16 protein-coding genes are annotated in these 18,384 nt (G+C 70.2%); 1 reads left to right on the forward strand and 15 read right to left on the reverse strand.

Features of this window, described 5'->3' with window-relative positions; genetic code table 11:
- Positions 1-27 precede the first annotated feature (27 nt).
- The 10 genes from AC5RUW_RS06645 to hisI form a co-directional block, all read right to left on the reverse strand.
- Positions 28-1,485 (reverse strand): glutamate synthase subunit beta, encoded by a 1,458-nt coding sequence (locus AC5RUW_RS06645; protein WP_494159951.1) that lies wholly within the window; start codon positions 1,483-1,485, stop codon positions 28-30.
- Positions 1,478-6,064, reverse strand: coding sequence for a glutamate synthase large subunit (gltB, locus tag AC5RUW_RS06650; protein WP_494159952.1), 4,587 nt, complete (start codon positions 6,062-6,064; stop codon positions 1,478-1,480). Before gltB ends, AC5RUW_RS06645 begins: the two co-directional genes overlap by 8 nt.
- 306 nt (positions 6,065-6,370) lie before the next feature.
- Entirely contained in the window at positions 6,371-7,366 is a 996-nt protein-coding gene (lgt, locus tag AC5RUW_RS06655; protein WP_494159953.1) for a prolipoprotein diacylglyceryl transferase, read from the reverse strand.
- Entirely contained in the window at positions 7,366-8,172 is an 807-nt protein-coding gene (trpA, locus tag AC5RUW_RS06660) for a tryptophan synthase subunit alpha (RefSeq protein WP_494159954.1), read from the reverse strand. The genes lgt and trpA overlap by 1 nt, the downstream gene beginning before the upstream one ends.
- Entirely contained in the window at positions 8,169-9,464 is a 1,296-nt protein-coding gene (gene trpB, locus AC5RUW_RS06665; RefSeq protein ID WP_494160207.1) for a tryptophan synthase subunit beta, read from the reverse strand. The genes trpA and trpB overlap by 4 nt, the downstream gene beginning before the upstream one ends.
- Positions 9,465-9,584: 120 nt before the next feature.
- The gene (gene trpC / locus AC5RUW_RS06670; RefSeq protein WP_494159955.1) at positions 9,585-10,415 is read right to left on the reverse strand and encodes an indole-3-glycerol phosphate synthase TrpC; all 831 of its coding nucleotides are present in this window, start codon (positions 10,413-10,415) and stop codon (positions 9,585-9,587) included.
- Positions 10,416-10,724 (reverse strand): HGxxPAAW family protein, encoded by a 309-nt coding sequence (locus AC5RUW_RS06675; protein ID WP_494159956.1) that lies wholly within the window; start codon positions 10,722-10,724, stop codon positions 10,416-10,418.
- A 102-nt stretch (positions 10,725-10,826) separates the two neighbouring features.
- Complete coding sequence (locus tag AC5RUW_RS06680; RefSeq protein WP_494159957.1) at positions 10,827-11,411, reverse strand: Trp biosynthesis-associated membrane protein; 585 nt, start codon at positions 11,409-11,411, stop codon at positions 10,827-10,829.
- Positions 11,408-13,039, reverse strand: a complete 1,632-nt coding sequence (locus tag AC5RUW_RS06685; protein WP_494159958.1) for an anthranilate synthase component I — start codon at positions 13,037-13,039, stop codon at positions 11,408-11,410. The genes AC5RUW_RS06680 and AC5RUW_RS06685 overlap by 4 nt, the downstream gene beginning before the upstream one ends.
- A gap of 60 nt (positions 13,040-13,099) precedes the next feature.
- The gene (hisI, locus tag AC5RUW_RS06690) at positions 13,100-13,486 is read right to left on the reverse strand and encodes a phosphoribosyl-AMP cyclohydrolase (protein WP_494159959.1); all 387 of its coding nucleotides are present in this window, start codon (positions 13,484-13,486) and stop codon (positions 13,100-13,102) included.
- Between the two features lie 178 nt (positions 13,487-13,664).
- Between hisI and AC5RUW_RS06695 the strand changes: the two genes are divergently transcribed.
- Positions 13,665-14,309 (forward strand): TIGR03085 family metal-binding protein, encoded by a 645-nt coding sequence (locus AC5RUW_RS06695; RefSeq protein ID WP_494159960.1) that lies wholly within the window; start codon positions 13,665-13,667, stop codon positions 14,307-14,309.
- A 262-nt stretch (positions 14,310-14,571) separates the two neighbouring features.
- On the opposite strand, the gene AC5RUW_RS06700 is transcribed toward AC5RUW_RS06695, so the two are convergent.
- From AC5RUW_RS06700 to AC5RUW_RS06720, 5 genes are all read right to left on the reverse strand, one after another.
- Positions 14,572-15,612: an NAD(P)-dependent alcohol dehydrogenase gene (locus AC5RUW_RS06700; protein ID WP_494159961.1), complete on the reverse strand. Its 1,041-nt coding sequence runs from the start codon at positions 15,610-15,612 to the stop codon at positions 14,572-14,574.
- Positions 15,613-15,762: 150 nt separating this feature from the next.
- On the reverse strand, positions 15,763-16,533 hold the full coding sequence (gene hisF, locus AC5RUW_RS06705) for an imidazole glycerol phosphate synthase subunit HisF (RefSeq protein WP_494159962.1): 771 nt from the start codon (positions 16,531-16,533) through the stop codon (positions 15,763-15,765).
- A gap of 34 nt (positions 16,534-16,567) precedes the next feature.
- Positions 16,568-17,413 carry an ATP phosphoribosyltransferase gene (gene hisG / locus AC5RUW_RS06710; RefSeq protein ID WP_494159963.1) on the reverse strand — a complete coding sequence of 282 codons (846 nt, stop codon included), beginning with the start codon at positions 17,411-17,413 and terminating at the stop codon, positions 16,568-16,570.
- A gap of 70 nt (positions 17,414-17,483) precedes the next feature.
- Positions 17,484-17,747: a phosphoribosyl-ATP diphosphatase gene (locus tag AC5RUW_RS06715; RefSeq protein WP_494159964.1), complete on the reverse strand. Its 264-nt coding sequence runs from the start codon at positions 17,745-17,747 to the stop codon at positions 17,484-17,486.
- A 114-nt stretch (positions 17,748-17,861) separates the two neighbouring features.
- On the reverse strand, positions 17,862-18,368 hold the full coding sequence (locus AC5RUW_RS06720) for a recombinase family protein (protein WP_494159965.1): 507 nt from the start codon (positions 18,366-18,368) through the stop codon (positions 17,862-17,864).
- Positions 18,369-18,384: the final 16 nt, after the last annotated feature.

Below are 18,384 nucleotides of genomic sequence, written 5' to 3' on the forward strand. Positions count from 1 at the left end.
GCCTCCTTCGATCCCGTTCCGCCGGTGCTACAGCGGGGCGATGGCCTGGTCGGTCGGCGCCACCGGCGCCGGCAGCCGGGTGGAGCCCATCAGCCACTTGTCGACGGCGGCCGCGCAGGCCCGGCCCTCGGCGATCGCCCAGACGATGAGCGACTGGCCGCGGCCGGCGTCGCCCGCGGCGAAGACGCCGGGGCGGCTGGTCATGTAGTAGCCGTCGCGGACCACGTTGCCGCGGTCATCGAACTCGGCGCCCACCTGCTCCGCCAGGCCGGCCGGCTCCGGGCCGGTGAAGCCCAGCGACAGGAAGACCAGGTCCGCCGGGATGATGCGCTCGGTGCCGGCCTTGGGGAGGCGGCGCCCGTCCACGAACTCGGTCTCGGCGACCTTGACGCCGGTCAGCACGCCGTTCTCCCCCACGAATTCGACGGTGGAGGCAAGGTAGGTCCGCTCGCCGCCTTCCTCGTGGGCGCTGGCGACCTCGAACAGCGTGGGGTACATCGGCCAGGGCTGGTGCGCGGGGCGTTCCAGCGGCGGCTGCTTGCCGATGGCCAGGGTGGTGACGGAGGCCGCCTGCTGCCGGTGCGCGGTGCCCAGGCAGTCGGCGCCGGTGTCGCCGCCGCCGAGGATGACCACGTGCTTGCCCTCCGCGCTGATCTGCCGCTTGACGGTATCGCCGGCGACGACGCGGTTGGCCTGCACGAGGTAGTCCATGGCGAAGTGCACGCCGTCGAGTTCCCGGCCCGGGATGGGCAGGTCCCGCGGAACGGTGGCGCCGGTGGTGACCACCACGGCGTCGTACCGGCGGCGCAGCTGCTCCCAGCTGATGTCGCGGCCGACCTCGACGCCGGTGCGGAACCGGGTGCCTTCGGCGCGCATCTGCTCCAGGCGGCGGTCCAGGTGGACCTTTTCCATCTTGAAGTCCGGGATGCCGTAGCGCAGCAGCCCGCCGATCCGGTCGTCCCGCTCGTAGACGGCGACGGTGTGCCCGGCACGGGTCAGCTGCTGGGCCACGGCCAGGCCGGCCGGGCCGGAGCCGACGACGGCGATGGTCTTGTCCGTCAGCCGTTCGGGGATGTGCGGCTGCACCCAGTCCTCGTCGAAGGCCTGGTCGATGATCGAGACCTCCACCTGCTTGATGGTCACCGGCGGCTGGTTGATGCCCAGCACGCAGGAGGCCTCGCACGGTGCCGGGCAGAGCCGGCCGGTGAACTCGGGGAAGTTGTTCGTGGCGTGGAGCCGCTCGATGGCCTCCTCGCCCTTGTCCCGCCACATCAGGTCGTTCCACTCCGGGATCAGGTTGCCCAGCGGGCAGCCCTGGTGGCAGAACGGGATGCCGCAGTCCATGCAGCGTCCGGCCTGGGCCTTGAGCACGCCCTTGTCCTGTGCCTCATAGACTTCCTTGAAATCCATGATCCGCACGGGAACGGGCCGGCGGGGCTGGGTCTGGCGCTCGCGCACCTTCAGGAATCCGCGGGGATCAGCCACCGGTAACCTCCAGAATCTTGGTCCAGGCTTCGCTGCCGTCGGGGTCCAGCCCCGCGTCCACAGCCGAGGCCCGGGCGTCGAGCACCGCCGCGTAGTCGCGCGGCAGCACCTTGGTCATACGGGACACGGTCTCCTCGAAGCGCTCCAGCAGTTCCGCTGCGAGCCGGGAACCGGTCTCCTCTGCATGCTTGATCATCAGGGCACGGACAATCTCCGTGTCCTCGGCGTCGAGCGGCTGCAGCAGCAGCTCGCCCGAGTCCAGGGCCTCCTTGTTGACCCGGACTTCCGGCAGGTCCAGCACATAGGCCGTGCCGCCGGACATGCCGGCGCCGAAGTTACGGCCGGTGCGGCCCAGGATCAGGGCCTGGCCGCCGGTCATGTATTCACATCCGTGGTCGCCGATGCCCTCGACGACGGCGGTGGCCCCGGAGTTGCGCACCAGGAACCGTTCTCCCACCTGGCCGCTGAGGAACATCTCGCCGCTGGTGGCGCCGTAGCCGATCACGTTGCCGGCAATGACGTTCCGGTCCGCTTCAAAGGTGTTGGCGCGGTCCGGGCGCACAATGATCCGTCCGCCGGAAAGGCCCTTGCCCACGTAGTCGTTGGAGTCGCCGAACAGCCGCAGCGTGATGCCGGCCGGCAGGAACGCCCCGAGGGACTGCCCGGCCTGTCCGGTGAGGGTGACGTCGATGGTGTCGGTGGCCAGGACGTCGGTGCCGAAGGTCTTCGTCACCACATGGCCGAGCATGGTGCCCACCGAACGGTCGGTGTTGATCACGTCCAGGGCGATCCGCACCGGCGCCCGGCGCTGCAGCGCGTCGGCGCTCATCTCGATGAGCTTGTTGTCGAAGTGCGCGTCCAGCTCGTGGTTCTGGCCCACCATGTTGCGCAGCGGGGCGCCCGGATCCACCTCGTGGCCGCGCAGGATCGGCTCCAGGTCCAGCCCGTCGGCCTTCCAGTGGTCCACCGCGGCCTGCACGTCGAGCATCTCGGAGTGGCCGATGGCCTCCTCCAGGGAGCGGAAGCCGAGCTCGGCGAGAATCTCGCGGACCTCTTCGGCAAGGAACTCGAAGAAGTTCACCACGAACTCCGGCTTGCCGGAGAACCGGGCCCGCAGCTCGGGATTCTGCGTGGCCACGCCCACCGGACAGGTGTCCAGGTGGCAGACACGCATCATGATGCAGCCGGAGACCACCAGCGGGGCGGTCGCGAAACCGAACTCCTCACCGCCGAGCAGGGCGGCGATGACGACGTCGCGGCCGGTCTTCAGCTGTCCGTCCACCTGGACCACGACGCGGTCGCGCAGGCCGTTGAGCATCAGGGTCTGCTGGGTTTCCGCCAGGCCGAGCTCCCACGGCGCACCGGCGTGCTTCAGCGAGTTCAGCGGGGAGGCGCCGGTGCCGCCGTCGTGCCCGGAAACGAGCACGACGTCGGCCTTGGCCTTGGTCACGCCCGCGGCCACGGTGCCGATGCCGGCCTCGGAGACCAGCTTCACGTGCACCCGGGCGCTCGGGTTCGAGCGCTTGAGGTCGTAGATCAGCTGGGCGAGGTCCTCGATGGAGTAGATGTCGTGGTGCGGCGGCGGGGAGATCAGGCCGACGCCGGGGGTGGAGTGCCGGGTGCGGGCCACCCAGGGGTAGACCTTCTGCGCCATCAGCTGGCCGCCCTCGCCGGGCTTGGCGCCCTGGGCCATCTTGATCTGCAGGTCATCGGCGTTGGTCAGGTACAGGCTGGTCACGCCGAACCGGCCGGAGGCGACCTGCTTGATCGCCGAGCGGCGTTCCGGATCCAGCAGCCGGTCCACGTCCTCGCCGCCCTCGCCGGTGTTGGACTTGGCGCCGAGGCGGTTCATGGCGATGGCCAGCGTCTCGTGCGCCTCCTTGGAGATGGAGCCGTAGCTCATGGCTCCGGTGGAGAAGCGCTTCACGATGGACTCGACCGGCTCCACCTCCTCCAGCGGCACCGGCGGACGCTGCCCGGCGCGGAAACCGAGCAGGCCGCGCAGGGTCATGAGGTTCTTCGACTGGTCGTCCACGCCGCGCGTGTAGGCCTTGAAGATGTCGTAGCGGCGTTCCCGCGTGGCGTGCTGGAGGCGGAAGACCGTCTCGGGGTTGAACAGGTGCGGCGGGCCTTCGCGGCGCCACTGGTATTCGCCGCCGTTCTCCAGGGCGCGGTGCGGCTGCTCCAGGCCGTCGGACGGGTACGCCTCGGCGTGCCGTGCGGCGGCTTCGGCGGCGATCACGTCGAGGCCGACGCCGCCGAGCTGGGTCTGGGTGCCGTGGAAGAACTCGTCCACGAGTTCCTGGCCGAGGCCGATGGCCTCGAAGGTCTGCGCCCCGCAGTAGGAGGCCACCGTGGAGATGCCCATCTTGGACATGATCTTCAGGACGCCCTTGCCCAGGCCCTTGATCAGGTTGGCCACGGCCTGTTCCCGGGTGACGCCGGGCAGGTCGCCGCTGCGCACGAGTTCCTCGCAGCTTTCCATGGCCAGGTACGGGTTCACCGCGGAGGCGCCGTAACCGATCAGGGCAGCGACGTGGTGCACCTCGCGGACGTCGCCGGCTTCGACCAGCAGCGAGATCTTGGTGCGGTTGGCGCTCTTGAGCAGGTGGTGGTGCACGGCGGAGAGCAGCAGCAGCGACGGGATGGGCGCCCACTGGGCGTTGGAGTCCCGGTCGGAGAGCACGATGTAGTGCACGCCGCGGTTGACGGCGCCGGAGACCTTTTCGCAGATTTCCGTGATCCGGGCACGCAGCTCGGATTCCCCGCCCTCGGGCCGGTACAGGCCGCGGACCTTGAGGCTGAGCTTTTCGCCGTCGTCGCCGCGCAGGTTCACGATCTTGGCGAGTTCGTCATTGTTGATGACCGGGAACTTCAGGGCGATCTGCCGGCTGCGGACCTGTCCGGAGGCGAGCAGGTTGCCGTTGGGTCCGATCGAGGCCCGCATGGAGGTGACCAGTTCCTCGCGGATGGCGTCCAGCGGCGGGTTGGTGACCTGGGCGAAGGACTGCACGAAGTAGTCGAAGAGCAGCCGCGGCCGCTGGGACAGCACGGCGATGGGGGTGTCGGAGCCCATGGCGCCCAGCGGTTCGGCGCCGGTGCGGGCCATCGGGCCCAGCAGGATCCGCAGCTCTTCCTGGGTGTAGCCGAAGGTGCGCTGGCGGCGGTTGATGGACGCGGAGCTGTGCAGCACGTGCTCGCGTTCGGGCAGGTCCTCCAGGGAGACCTGGTTCTCCCGCACCCAGTCCGCCCACGGGTTGGCGGCGGCGACCTCGGCCTTGATCTCGTGGTCCTCGATCAGCCGGCCGGCCTCGGTGTCCACCAGGAACATCTTGCCGGGCGAGACGCGGCCCTTACGGACCACCTTGGCGGGGTCGATGTCGACGACGCCCACCTCGGAGGCCAGGACCACGAGCCCGTCCTCGGTCACCCAGTACCGGGCCGGGCGCAGACCGTTGCGGTCCAGCACGGCCCCGACCTGCGTGCCGTCGGTGAAGGAGACGGCGGCGGGGCCGTCCCACGGCTCCATCAGCATGGAGTGGTACTGGTAGAACGCCCGCCGGGCCGGATCCATGGAGGCGTGGTTCTCCCACGCTTCGGGAATCATCATCATGATGGCGTGGGCGATGGGCCGCCCGGAGAGCATCAGCAGCTCGGCGACCTCGTCGAAGGACGCGGAGTCGGAAGCCCCGGGGGTGCAGATGGGGAACAGTTCCTCGGGGGTCTCGCCCAGCAGCGGGTGGCTGAGCTGGGACTGCCGGGCCCGCATCCAGTTCCGGTTGCCCTTGACGGTGTTGATCTCCCCGTTGTGGGCGATGGTGCGGAACGGCTGCGCCAGCGGCCAGGACGGGAAGGTGTTGGTGGAGAACCGCGAGTGGACGATGCCCAGGCGGGACTTGAACCGCGGGTCGGACAGGTCCGGGAAGAAGGGTTCCAGCTGCGCGGTGGTGACCATGCCCTTGTAGACCATGGTCTTGGAGGACAGGGACGGGAAGTACACGCCGAACTTGTTCTGGCTGCGCTTGCGCACCCGGAAGGCCCGGGCGTCCAGGTCCTCGAGGCCGGTGCCCTCGGCCGGGGCCAGGAAGACCTGGGCGAAGTACGGCATGCAGGCGCGGGACATGGGGCCCACCAGGTCGGCGGCCACGGGGACCTCGCGCCAGCCGAGCACCTGCAGGTCCTCGGATTCGGCGATGGCTTCGACACCGGCGCGGGCAGTGGCCTGCTCGGAGGCCTCGGTGGGCAGGAAGGCGGTGCCGGCCACGTACCGGCCGGCCGGCGGCAGGTCGAAGCCGACGACGGCGCGGAGGAACTCGTCGGGCACCTGGGTGAGGATGCCGGCGCCGTCGCCGGTTCCCTCGTCGGCGCCCACGGCGCCGCGGTGTTCGAGGTTGCGCAGGGCGGTCAGGGCCGCGTCGACGATGTCGTGGCCCGGTGTTCCGCGGAGCGTGGCGATGACGGCGAGGCCGCAGGCGTCCTTTTCGTTTTCGGAGCGGTAGAGCCCGGTATCCGCCGGGTACGCGGCGAAGCGTTCGAACGGTGAAGGCACGGAGCCCCCGGTAGGCAGGGAATCAATCATGAGAGGTAGGTCCTTCCCCTGGGTAAGCACGGGAGGGGACGACGCTGGCCCCGGCGGAGGACGTGTCCTCCGCGGCGTGTTGATGATTGTACGGTCCGCCGGCGGGTCAAAGCCCGGGTTCTGCTTCGGGAACTTTGCCTTCGCTGGCGGTCGCGTGTGCCTGCCTCCGGCCCCTGGTTGTTCGGGGCGGTGTGCAGCGCTCGAGCCACGCCGGTGTGGCGGCCATGTCAGGCCGGGAGGTGACCCGGTACTGCTCTCTGGCGGGCCCGGAGAACCCGGGCGGACGGGGATCCTATGAGTGACGGATCACTTCTCCCCGTTTTTTGTCTCTGCGACATTAGCACGCGGGGTGGCCCCGGACGCATCCGTGGAGGCTTCCGTTTCGGAAGTGTTATCGGCCGGTGACGTGGCGGTTTCCTCCTCCGGAGCGTGGCCGGGCAGGTAGGGGGACGGCTCCCTGCCGCGCCGGGCGCGCAGGGACAGGACGACGAACACGGCGACGGAGACGAGGAACAGCCCGGCGCTGGTAAAGACGTTCAGCCGTTGTGTGACGCCGAGCAGCGTAATCATTTCGGCCTCGTCGATGCGCAGCAGTTCGATCCAGGTCCGGCCGGCGGTATACACGGCCGCGTAGAGCCAGAACAGCCGCCCGCCGCGCAGCCGGAACCGCCGGTCCACGAGGAGCAGGAGCCCGACGCCAGCCAGGTTCCACAGCGACTCGTAGAGGAAGGTGGGGTGGAACAGGGTGCCGGGCAGTTCCCCGGCCGGGAAGTTCGGATTGTCGGCGTCGATCTGCAGGCCCCAGGGCAGGTCGGTGGGCCCACCGAACAGCTCCTGGTTGAACCAGTTACCCCAGCGTCCGACCGCCTGGGCCAGCAGCAGGCCCGGGGCGGCGGCGTCGGCAAAGGTGGAGAGCTTGATCCCGGCCCGGCGGCAGCCGATCCAGGCGCCCACCGCACCGAGCGCGACGGCGCCCCAGATGCCCAGTCCCCCCCGCCAGACCTGCGGGATCAGCGCCAGGTCGCCGTCGGGCCCGAAGTAGGCATCGGGCGAGGAAATGACGTGGTAGAGCCGCCCGCCGATGATGCCGAACGGAATGGCCCAGATCGCGATGTCCCAGACGGCGTCGGCCGGCATCCCGCGTTTCTTCCAGCGGGCGCTGGTCAGCCACAGGCCGAGGGCTATCCCGGCCAGGATGCACAGCGCGTAGGCGTGGATGGTCAGCGGGCCCAGCGAGAAGCTGCTGAAGTCGGCCGAAGGGCTGGGGATCGCGGCGGGCACCATCCCGGAGATCAGGGGCATCAGTTGCTCTTTCGTGTTCCTGTGCTCAGGTCGCGGGCGAGGGCGCCCACGGCGTCGGGTCCGCCGTCGCGGAGCGCGGCGACCAGGGCCGTACCCACGATAACGCCGTCGGCGTAGGAACCGATCTCGGCCACGTGGCCGGCGTTGGAAACGCCCAGGCCCACGCAGACCCGCTCCGCGCCGGCGTCGCGCGCGGACTGCACGACGCCGCGGGCGGCGTCGGACACTGCGGTCCGGGCGCCGGTGACGCCCATGATGGAGACGGCGTAGACGAAGCCGCGGCTCGCGGCCACGGTGCTCTTCATCCGTTCCGGTGTCGAGGAGGGGGCCACGAGGAACACCCGGTCCAGCCCGTACCGGTCGGAGGCGGTGATCCACTCCTCGGCCTCGTCCGGAATCAGGTCGGGGGTGATCAGCCCGGCGCCGCCGGCGTCGGCCAGGCGGCGGGCGAACTCATCCACGCCCATGCGCATGACCGGGTTCCAGTACGTCATGACCAGCACGGCGGCGTCGGTCTCCGCGGTGATTCCGGCGACGACGTCGAACACCTCGCTGACCCGGAAGCCTCCGGCCAGCGCTTCGGTGGTGGCGGCCTGGATGACCGAGCCGTCCATCACGGGGTCGGAGTACGGGATGCCGATCTCGATGAGGTCGGCGCCGCCGCGGGCGAGCTCGATGCCGGCGGCGATGGTGGACTGCACGTCCGGGTAGCCGGCCGGAAGGTAGCCGATCAGGGCGGCCCGGCCGTCGGCCAGGGCCCGGTCGATGGCCCGGGCGGATTTGCTCTGCGGTGCGGCCGGGTTCACAGCTGCTCCCCTTCCTTGCCGATCTCGGCCTCGGCCGAGGGCTTGTCCAGCAGGTCGAACCATTCCGCGGCGGTGGCGACGTCCTTGTCACCGCGCCCGGAGAGGTTCACGATGACGATCTTGTCGCCCGGCTCGCCGTCCTCGGCGGCCAGCCGGCGGCCGACCTTGATGGCGCCGGCCAGGGCGTGCGAGGACTCGATGGCCGGGATAATGCCTTCGGTGCGGCACAGCAGCCGGAAGGCCTCCATCGCCTCGGCGTCGGTGATCGGCTCGTAGGCGACCCGGCCGATGTCGGCCAGGTAGGAATGCTCCGGACCGACGCCGGGGTAGTCCAGGCCGGCGGAGATGGAGTGCGACTCCACGGTCTGGCCGTCTTCGTCCTGCATCAGGTAGGAGCGGGCGCCGTGCAGCACACCGGGCCGGCCGAGGGTGATGGTGGCGGCGTGGCGGCCGGTTTCGACGCCGTCGCCGCCGGCCTCGAAGCCGAAGATCCGCACCGAGGGGTCATCCAGGAAGCCGTGGAAGATGCCAATGGCGTTGGAGCCGCCGCCGATGCAGGCACACACGGCGTCGGGCAGCCGGCCGGCCTGCTCCAAGATCTGGGCGCGGGCCTCCTCGCCGATCACTTCGTGGAAGTAGCGGACCAGGGCCGGGAACGGATGCGCCCCGGCGGCGGTGCCCAGCAGGTAGTGGGTGGAGTCAACGTTGGCGACCCAGTCCCGCAGGGCCTCGTTGATGGCGTCCTTGAGCGTCTTCGAGCCGTTTTCCACCGGAATCACGGTGGCGCCGAGCAGCTCCATACGGGCCACGTTCAGCGCCTGCCGGCGGCAGTCCTCGGCACCCATGTAGACCACGCACTCCATGCCCAGCAGGGCCGCGGCGGTGGCGCTGGCGACGCCGTGCTGGCCGGCGCCGGTTTCGGCGATCAGCCGGGTCTTGCCCATCCGCTGCGCCAGCAGCGCCTGGCCGAGCACGTTGTTGATCTTGTGCGAGCCGGTATGGTTCAGGTCCTCGCGCTTGAGGAAGATCCGCACTCCCCCGGCGTGCTCGGAGAACCGCTTGGCCTCGGTCAGCAGCGACGGGCGTCCGGAGTAGTTCCGGTTCAGCTCCTTCACCCGGGCAGTGAACTCCGGATCAAACTTGGCCTTTTCGAAGGTATCGGTGAGCTCGTCGAGGGCGGCGATCAGCGACTCGGGCATCCACCGCCCGCCGAAGCTGCCGAAGTAGGGACCGGGGGCATGCCGCAGCGACCCTTCCCGGCCCAGGAAGGCCGCGACGGCCTCCTCGTTCATCGCATCTGCTGCGGCGTCCGGCTCGGCGGCTGTGCTGCCGGCGGGCTCCGGGGTCCCGGTCATCGTGGGCTTCCTGTCCTGCTAGGGCCCGGTGCTCCGGGCGGTGTCAAGGCGCGGCGGTCAGCGTGCCGCGGCGGGGCGGGCCGCGATGGCGTCGCGGCCGGCCCGGGTGAAGGCGTTAATGGTGCCCAACGGGTCGTTGTGCCGTACGAGGGCCTCACCGACGAGCACGGCGTTGGCGCCCTCCCGGGCGTACTGCGCGACGTCGGCCGCATCGCGGACGCCCGATTCGGCGACCAGCAGCGGGCCGGCGGGGATCTGCCCGGCCAGCCGCGCGAAGACGGCACGGTCGACGTCGAGGGTCTTGAGGTTGCGGACGTTGACGCCGATGATGCGGGCGTCCACGGCCAGGGCGCGCTCCACTTCCTCAGGGGTGTGGGTCTCGACCAGGGCGTTCATGCCCAGCTCGTGGGTGAGCTCGAGGAAGCCTCGCAGCCGCGCGTCGTCGAGCGCGGCGACGATCAGCAGCACCAGGTCGGCGCCGTGGGCGCGGGCCTCGTGGATCTGGTACTCGTCGACGGTGAAGTCCTTGCGCAGCAGCGGCACGTCCACGGCGGCGCGGACGGCGTCGAAGTCCGCCAGCGACCCGCCGAAGCGGCGGGCTTCGGTGAGGACGCTGATCACGGCCGCGCCGCCGTCGGCGTAGCGGGAGGCCAGGGCCGCCGGATCGGCGATGTCGGCCAGGGCCCCCTTGGAGGGGCTGCTGCGCTTGACCTCGGCGATGACCTTCAGCTCGGCGCGGGCTGGGTCCGTGCCGCCCAGCGCGGCCCAGGCGTCCCGCGGGGCGGGCGCCTGGGCTGCCTGTGCGCGCAGGTCCGCGAGCGAAACCTCTCGGCGGCGGGACTCCATGTCCTCGCGGACGCCGACGATGATGTCGTCGAGGACGCTCACTTAGTGGCCGGAGTTCTTCAGCTTCGAACCGTTGACGCCGTAGCCGGCCTTCTTCATGGCCCAGCCCACGATGAGGCCGGCGCCCATGACGGCCAGGCCGATCACGAACCACAGGACGCTGGCGATGATGTAGCCCACGCTGGAGATGCCGGCGCCGACGATCATGATCAGGACGCAGGTCCACGCGGCCGGGGTGTTGCCGTGGCCGATGGTCTCATCGTGGATGGAAGCGTGGGTGTTCGGCTCCCCGCTGTTGGCAGCCTTCTCATTGCTGGCTTCCAGGTGGCGTTCGGTGGCGTTTGCGCCCATGGTGTTTCTCTCCCTCAAAAAACGGACTGTTCCCATTCTGCCATTAGCTGCCCGGTTCCCGGTCACATGTGTCGGACCGGGTGAGCCGCGGCGGCGGGACGATCAGCGGCCGGTGGGGTCCTCGCCGCGGCTGAGCCGGTCCCAGCTGTCGATGTCGTCGATCGGCTCGCCGTCGGTGTTGCCGGCGGCGGTGCTGTAACGGCGCGAGGCCTTCCAGCCGCGCCCGGCCACGGCCAGCCAGACGGCGGACAGCAGGATCAGCACGCCGGCGGCCAGCGCGAGCCAGGGCATGACGGTCATCTGCACCTCGATCCCGGCGCCGCCGCTGACCCCGGTGGCTTCGCCGATCGCGCCGGCGGCGCCCTGGGCGGGGTCGCGGATGATGATCCAGCTGGCGACAATCACCCCGGCGCCCGCGAGCAGCAGCACCACGGCGATCACGGCGCGCGCGATCCGTCCGGCGATCGATGCGGCGAGGGCGGCCGCCAGCGCCACCAGGGCGAAGGCGGTGACGGACGTCGCGGCGTCGGATCCGGGTACGGCGACCTGCGGGGTCTGCACCGCGGCCTCCGGCAGGGTGACGTCCAGCCAGGTGCGGGTGGTGGTGGCGAATGCCAGGACGGCGGCGGCGACGGCGCCGAGCACTACGGTGCCCTTGCGCTGCCAGGCCTTGACAGGGGTGCTCATCGGAGGGCCTCCTCGGGTGTTGCAGTGGCCGGCAGCGGCGCGTCGGCCGCTGCCGGGTCCGCGGCCGGGGCCGCTGCGGGGGCGGTCTCCGGGGCGGCGACGGCGTGCAGCCCCGCGGCGATCAGCGCCGCGCGCAGCGGCGCGGCGGCCTTGTTCACGGTCTCCTGCGCCTCGGCGTCGAGGTCGGAATCGTTGACGATGCCGCCGCCGGCCTGCACGTAGGCGCGGCCGCCGCGCAGCAGCGCGGAGCGGATGGCGATGGCCATGTCCATGTCGCCGGCGAAGTCGAGGTAGCCGACCACGCCGCCGTAGATGCCGCGGCGGTGCGGTTCCAGCTCATCGAGCAGCCGCAGGGCCCGCGGTTTCGGCGCTCCCGAGAGGGTGCCGGCGGGGAACGTGGCGGCCAGCACGTCGTAGGCGGCCGAGGCGGGCGAGAGTTCCCCGACCACGGTGGAGACCAGGTGCATGATGTGGCTGAACCGCTCCACCTCCATGAACTGGGTGACGTCCACGCTGCCGGGCCGGCAGACCTTGGACAGGTCGTTGCGGGCCAGGTCCACCAGCATCAGGTGTTCGGCGCGTTCCTTTTCATCGGCGAGCAGGTCCTCGGCGAGGGTGCGGTCCTCCTCGAGGGTCTTCCCGCGCGGCCGGCTGCCGGCGATCGGATGGGTGATGACCTCCCGCCCGGTCACCGTCACCAGGGCCTCCGGGGAGGATCCGACGATGGCGAACGGCTCCCCCGCGGCGTCGGTGAAGTTGAACAGGTACATGTAGGGGCTGGGGTTGGTGGTGCGCAGCACCCGGTAGACGTCCAGCGGATCCGCGTCGCACTCGGCCTCGAAGCGGCGCGAGACCACCACCTGGAACACCTCGCCGTCCACGATCGCTTCCTTGGCGCGTTCGACGGCGCGCAGGTACTCGGGGCGCGGCCAGCGTTCCTCCACGCGGGACAGATCAGGCGCGGCCCGGCCGCCGTCGAGCCCGGACACCGGCTGCGCGGTGGGCGCGGCCAGCCGGGCGCGCATCTCCTGCAGGCGGGCGACGGCGTCGTGCCAGGCCTCGTCCACGCGCTCGTCGGTGCCGTCGAAGTTGATGGCGTTGGCGACGAGGGTGACCGTGCCGTCGCTGTTGTCGTGGATCACCATGTCGGTCACCAGGTTCATGGCCAGCTCGGGCAGGCCCAGGTCGTCAGCGGGCGGGGAGGTCAGCCGTTCCCAGTGCCGGACGGTGTCCCAGCCGATGAAGCCGACCAGCCCGGAGGTGAACGGCGGCAGTCCCTCGAACCGTTCGGTGCGCAGCAGCTTAACGGTGTCCCGCAGCGCATCCACCGGGCTGCCGCCCTGCGGCACGCCGGCGGGCGGCTCGCCGAGCCAGTGCGCCTCGCCGTCGCGGGTGGTGAGGGTGGCCCGGGACCGGGCGCCGATGAAGGAGTAGCGGGACCAGACGCCGCCGGACGCGGCGGACTCCATCAGGAACGTGCCGGGGGCGCCGCCGCCGAGCTTGCGGTAGATGCCGATGGGCGTGTCGGCGTCGGCCAGCAGCACCAGCCGCACCGGGACCACGCGGTGGTTGGCGGCCAGCGAGCGGAACTCGTCGAGGCCGGGGGTGATCGTTCCTAGGTCCTGCATGCTGCTCTCTTCGTTAAAGGGTCTGGGCAGGCGGCGGGCAGCCGCCGGTGGCGGACGGGATCAGCCGGCGACGGCGGGCAGGTCCCGGCCTTCGAAGCAGGTCCGGGTGCCGGTGTGGCAGGCGGCGCCTACCTGGTCCACCCGGACCAGCAGGGCGTCTCCGTCGCAGTCGAGGGCGACCGACTTGACCCGCTGGATGTGGCCGGAGGTGTCGCCCTTGCGCCAGTACTCCTGACGGGAGCGGGACCAGAAGGTCACGCGGCCGGTGCTCAGGGTTCGGTGCAGGGCCTCATCGTCCATCCAGCCGAGCATGAGCACCTCGTTGGTGTCGAACTGCTGGATGACGGCGGCCACCAGGCCGGCGTCGTCGCGCTTGAGGGCGGCGGCGATGGCCGGATCGAGGCCGGGCACGGCGGGGGAAACGGGGGCGGGGGTTTCGGAAGGCATCGATACCGATTCTAGTGTCATCCGCCGCCTTGGCGGTCGGTGTGTCAGGGACGCGGCCGCGCGGCGCCCGGCCGGGGCGGAGCCGGCGGGAGGGGCTACCGGGAGAAGCACGCCGTTTGGCGGCCGCAGCGGGCGAGTTCAGGAGCTAAAGCACGGGAAGCATGCTAGTTTCACATTGATGCACTTCGTACAACCCTCCCGTGAAGTCCTGGCCGAGACCCTTCTCGCGGCCGGGCCCGAAGCGCCGACCCTTTGCGAGGGGTGGCGCACCAAGGAGCTGGCTGCGCATCTGTATCTGCGTGAGCACCGCCCGGCCGCTGCCGCGGGCATTGTCTTCAAGCCGCTGGCCAAGCGCGCGGAGAAGGCCGTCCGGGACCTGGCCGAGCGCTCAGCCGACCCGAAGGCGTATGAGAAGCTGGTCCGCCGCTTCCGCTCAGGCCCGCCGGCCCTGTCCCCCATGAACCTGAAGTCCGTGGACAACAGCGCCAACCTGACCGAGTACTTCGTGCATACCGAAGACGTCCGGCGCGCCGGTGACCGGTGGGCGCCGCGGTCCCTGGACCCGGCCTACGCCGACGCGTTGTGGGGAGACCTGATCCGCCGCGCGGCGCTGCTCTACCGCGGCGTCGACCTCGGCATTGTCCTGGTCCGCCCTGACGGTCCGCGGCACGTGGCCAAGCGGGCCGCCGTGTCGGTGGCCATCGTCGGTGACCCGGGCGAGCTGCTGCTGCACGCGCACGGCCGGACGAAGCAGTCGCTGGTCATGTTCGAAGGCCAGCCCGACGCGATCGCCCTGCTGCAGAGCGCCGACATCGGCATTTAGCCGCCCTCGCCCCACTGGCGAAGATCCGCGCCGCTGAGCGAAGCAGTTCATAGCCGCGCCCTCCGCTTCGCACCCACGCCCTCCGCTTCGCTTCAATCCCCTCCACTTCGGGCAGCTCCTCCGGTTGCAGGCGGAGGAAACGCGCGGACTGGAGGGGCACAACCCAAAGTGGAGGAACTCCGGCCGCCGTCAGCCCCACCGGTCCGCCTACGACAAAGGCGCCCCACCGAATGGTGGGACGCCCTTGCCTGCCACGGAACCGTCAGATGGTCGCGGCGTCGATGACGAAGCGGTAGCGGACGTCGGACTTCAGCACCCGCTCGTAGGCGGCGTTGATGTCTTCGGCGCTGATCAGCTCCACCTCGGGGGCGATGCCGTGCTCGGCGCAGAAGTCCAGCATCTCCTGGGTCTCGGCGATGCCGCCGATGTTGGATGCCGCGTAGGAGCGGCGCTGGTTCATCAGGGTGAAGACCGAGACCGGCAGCGGCTCGGGCGGAGCGCCCACGCTGACCATGGTCCCGTCCAGGCGCAGCAGCGACAGGTACTGCTGCAGGTCCACCGGGGCGCTGACCGTGTTGATGATCAGGTCGAACGAGCCGGCCAGCTTGTCGAACGTGTCGGCGTCGCTGGTGGCGTAGTAGTCCTTGGCCCCGAAGCGCAGTCCGTCCTCCTGCTTGCTCAGGGTCTGGGACAGGACGGTCACCTCGGCGCCCATCGCGGCCGCGATCTTCACGGCCATGTGGCCGAGCCCGCCCATGCCGACGACGGCGACCCGCTTGCCCGGCCCGGCGTTCCAGTGCGCCAGCGGCGAGTAGGTGGTGATGCCGGCGCAGAGCAGCGGAGCCGCGGCTTCATAGGAGATACTCTCCGGGACCCGGAGCACAAAGTGGTCGTTGACCACCACGGAGGTGGAGTAGCCGCCCTGGGTGATGCTGCCGTCCACGTCCTTGCTGGCATACGTGCCGACGTTGCCGTTCAGACAGTACTGCTCCATGCCGGCCTTGCAGTTCTCACATTCGCGGCAGGAGTTGACCAGGCAGCCGACCCCGACCCGGTCCCCGACCTGGTGCCCGGTGACCTCGGAGCCGACTTCGGCGACGGTTCCGACGATTTCGTGGCCCACCACCTGCGGATAGGCAATCGGGCCCCACTCGCCGCGGACCGTGTGGATGTCCGAGTGGCAGATTCCGGCGTAGGCGATGTCGATGCGGACGTCGTGCGGGCCGACAGCGCGGCGCTCGATGGTGGTGGGAACCAGCGGGTCGGTGGCGGAGGTGGCCGCGTAGGCGCGTGCAGTGCTCAAGGATTCTCCAGACTGTGGGGTGTCCGTGCCGGTGGGCACTTAAAAGCCAAGTCCGCGCCGGGGCGGTTTATTTCCCCGAAGCGGACCTGGCTTCGACTTTTCTTCGCGTAACCCTTCGACACAACCCCCGCGAGGCCGGCCGGCAGGCGCCTAGCGGACCGGGTGTCCGGCGTCGCGGATGGCCTGCTTGACCTCGGCGATGGCGCTGTCCGGGCCGAAGTGGAACACGCTGGCGGCCAGGACGGCGTCGGCCCCGGCGTCCACGGCCGGCGGGAAGTGCTCGGGCTTGCCGGCGCCGCCGGACGCGATCAGCGGAACCTTCACTGCGGCGCGGACGGCGCGGATCATCTCCAGGTCGAAGCCCTCGCGGGTGCCGTCGGCGTCGATGGAGTTCAGCAGGATCTCGCCCACCCCGCGGTCCGTGGCTTCCTTCGCCCAGGCGACGGCGTCGATCCCGGTGCCGCGGCGGCCGCCGTGGGTGGTGACCTCGAAGCCCGACGCCGTGGCGCCCTCGGGCGCGCGGCGCGCGTCCACGGAGAGCACCAGCACCTGGGAGCCGAAGTGCCGGGTGATCTCGTCGATCACGTCCGGCCGGGCGACGGCGGCGGTGTTGATGGACGCCTTGTCCGCGCCGTAGCGCAGCAGCCGGTCCACGTCCGCGATGGTGCGCACTCCCCCGCCCACGGTCAGCGGAATGAAGACCTCCTCGGCGGTGCGGGAGACGACGTCGAACGTGGTCTCCCGGTTGCCGGAGGTGGCGGTGACGTCGAGGAAGGTCAGCTCGTCGGCGCCGGCGCGGTCATACCGGTGCGCGAGCTCCACCGGATCACCGGCGTCGCGCAGGCCCTCGAAGTTGATGCCCTTGACCACCCGGCCGTTGTCCACGTCCAGGCAGGGAATCACACGGATTGCAACGCTCATGCTCTGCTCCTGTCGGTTTCTGTCCGGGGGCGGGTCAGATGCGGCAGGCGTGGATGGAGCTGACCAGGATGGCGCGGGCGCCGAGCTCGTACAGCTCGTCCATGATCCGGTTGGTTTCGCTGCGCTTGATCATGGAGCGCACGGCCACCCAGGCGTCGTCACGCAGCGGGGAGACGGTGGGCGACTCCAGGCCCGGCGTGAGCGCGGCGGCCTGTTCAACCAGTTCGCGGCGGATGTCGTAGTCCATCATCACGTACTGCCGGGCCACCAGGACGCCCCGCAGGCGCCGGATGAGCACCTCCAGGCCGGGATGCGGGTCCCCGCCCATGCGGCCGATCAGCACGGCTTCGGACTTGAGGATCGGCTCGCCGAAGATCTCCATGCCGGCGGCGCGCAGGGTGGTGCCGGTTTCGACGACGTCGGCGATCGCATCGGCGACGCCGAGGCGCACCGAGGATTCCACGGCGCCGTCGAGGCGGACGACGGACGCGTTGATGCCGCGCTCGGCGAGGTAGGCGCGCAGCAGGCCGTCGTAGCTGGTGGCCAGGCGCTTGCCTTCAAGCTGCGCGACGTCGGTGAAGTCGCCGACCGGGCCGGCGAAGCGGAAGGTGGAGGCGCCGAAGCCCAGGCTCATCAGCTCCCGGGCTTCGACCTGGGCGTCGAGGAAGAGGTCACGGCCGGTGATGCCGACGTCGAGGGTGCCCGCGCCGACGTAGACCGCAATGTCGCGGGGGCGCAGGAAGAAGAATTCGACGTCGTTGTCCGGGTCCACCATGACCAGCTCGCGGGTGTCGCGGCGCTGGCGGTAGCCCGCCTCGGAGAGCATCTCGGAGGCGGATTCGGAGAGGGAGCCCTTGTTGGGCACGGCTACACGGATCATGGGTCAGGCTTTCTGTTCGCTTGAGGGCTGGGAGGACAGGCTGCTGCCGGGCCACGCGCGGGGCGCGTGGCTACAGATGCTTGTAGACGTCCTCAAGCGTCAGGCCCTTGGCGATCATCAGGACCTGCAGGTGGTAGAAGAGCTGGGAGATTTCCTCGGCCGTGGCTTCGTCGGATTCGTATTCGGCCGCCATCCACACTTCGGCGGCTTCCTCGACGACCTTCTTGCCGATGCCGTGGACTCCGGAGTCCAGCTCGGCCACGGTCCGCGAACCGGCGGGCCGGCTCGCTGCTTTCTCGCTCAGCTCCGTGAAGAGGTCTTCGAAGGTTTTCACAGGTCAAGGGTACGCTGTGGCGCCGGTTGCGGCGGAATCGGGGTGGCGGGTGTGACGGATCGTCCTTCAGCAAACGAGCCCGGGCGGCGCCGCGACGGCCGAGTCAGGAGTTCCTCAAACCGCGACCGCAATCGGGGCGATTAATGTGACCGGGTACGACCCCCGCCCTCGATCATGGCGCGGGCCTGGGTATTCTGTGTTCGACTCATCCCGGCTTCCGACCGCCGGTCCTGCCACGGTTGCCAGCTGCCTCCAATCTTTATTGGTGCGCTCCACAATCAAGTCATGCTCGAACTCGGCCACCGCCGCGAGCACGTGAAAGACCAATCGCCCACCCGGCGTCGTCTTATCGATCCCCTGGACAACGCGCGCAGCCCAACACGCCACCGGTCTTCCCCCGCCGTCGTGCAGCCGGTCCTCGACGCTTTCGAACCGGTCCACGAGAAGCGGCGCATCGGATCGCTGCTGGGCGCCGTCACCGACAAATACGGGCCGTCCGCACTGGGCCTGGGTCTGGCCGGCATTCGCTACAGCACAGAATGGGCAGTACCTGCCCGGAACGAAAAACGGGTACCCGCTACGCGGACGAATCCGGTCAACCGAGGCATAGCTTCCCCTCATCCGGACACTTCCGTCC

This window comes from Arthrobacter sp. Y3222053 (assembly GCF_059092805.1).

Bases quoted from the DNA above. Each gene is read 5' to 3' on its own strand.
- AC5RUW_RS06695 (WP_494159960.1), top strand. From the start codon at position 13,665: ATGCACTTCGTACAACCCTCCCGTGAAGTCCTGGCCGAGACCCTTCTC.
- lgt (WP_494159953.1), bottom strand. From the start codon at position 7,366: ATGCCCCTGATCTCCGGGATGGTGCCCGCCGCGATCCCCAGCCCTTCG.
- gltB (WP_494159952.1), bottom strand. From the start codon at position 6,064: ATGATTGATTCCCTGCCTACCGGGGGCTCCGTGCCTTCACCGTTCGAA.
- trpB (WP_494160207.1), bottom strand. From the start codon at position 9,464: ATGAACGAGGAGGCCGTCGCGGCCTTCCTGGGCCGGGAAGGGTCGCTG.
- AC5RUW_RS06720 (WP_494159965.1), bottom strand. From the start codon at position 18,368: ATGAGGGGAAGCTATGCCTCGGTTGACCGGATTCGTCCGCGTAGCGGG.
- AC5RUW_RS06685 (WP_494159958.1), bottom strand. From the start codon at position 13,039: ATGCAGGACCTAGGAACGATCACCCCCGGCCTCGACGAGTTCCGCTCG.
- AC5RUW_RS06680 (WP_494159957.1), bottom strand. From the start codon at position 11,411: ATGAGCACCCCTGTCAAGGCCTGGCAGCGCAAGGGCACCGTAGTGCTC.
- hisI (WP_494159959.1), bottom strand. From the start codon at position 13,486: ATGCCTTCCGAAACCCCCGCCCCCGTTTCCCCCGCCGTGCCCGGCCTC.
- AC5RUW_RS06675 (WP_494159956.1), bottom strand. From the start codon at position 10,724: ATGGGCGCAAACGCCACCGAACGCCACCTGGAAGCCAGCAATGAGAAG.
- hisG (WP_494159963.1), bottom strand. From the start codon at position 17,413: ATGATCCGTGTAGCCGTGCCCAACAAGGGCTCCCTCTCCGAATCCGCC.
- hisF (WP_494159962.1), bottom strand. From the start codon at position 16,533: ATGAGCGTTGCAATCCGTGTGATTCCCTGCCTGGACGTGGACAACGGC.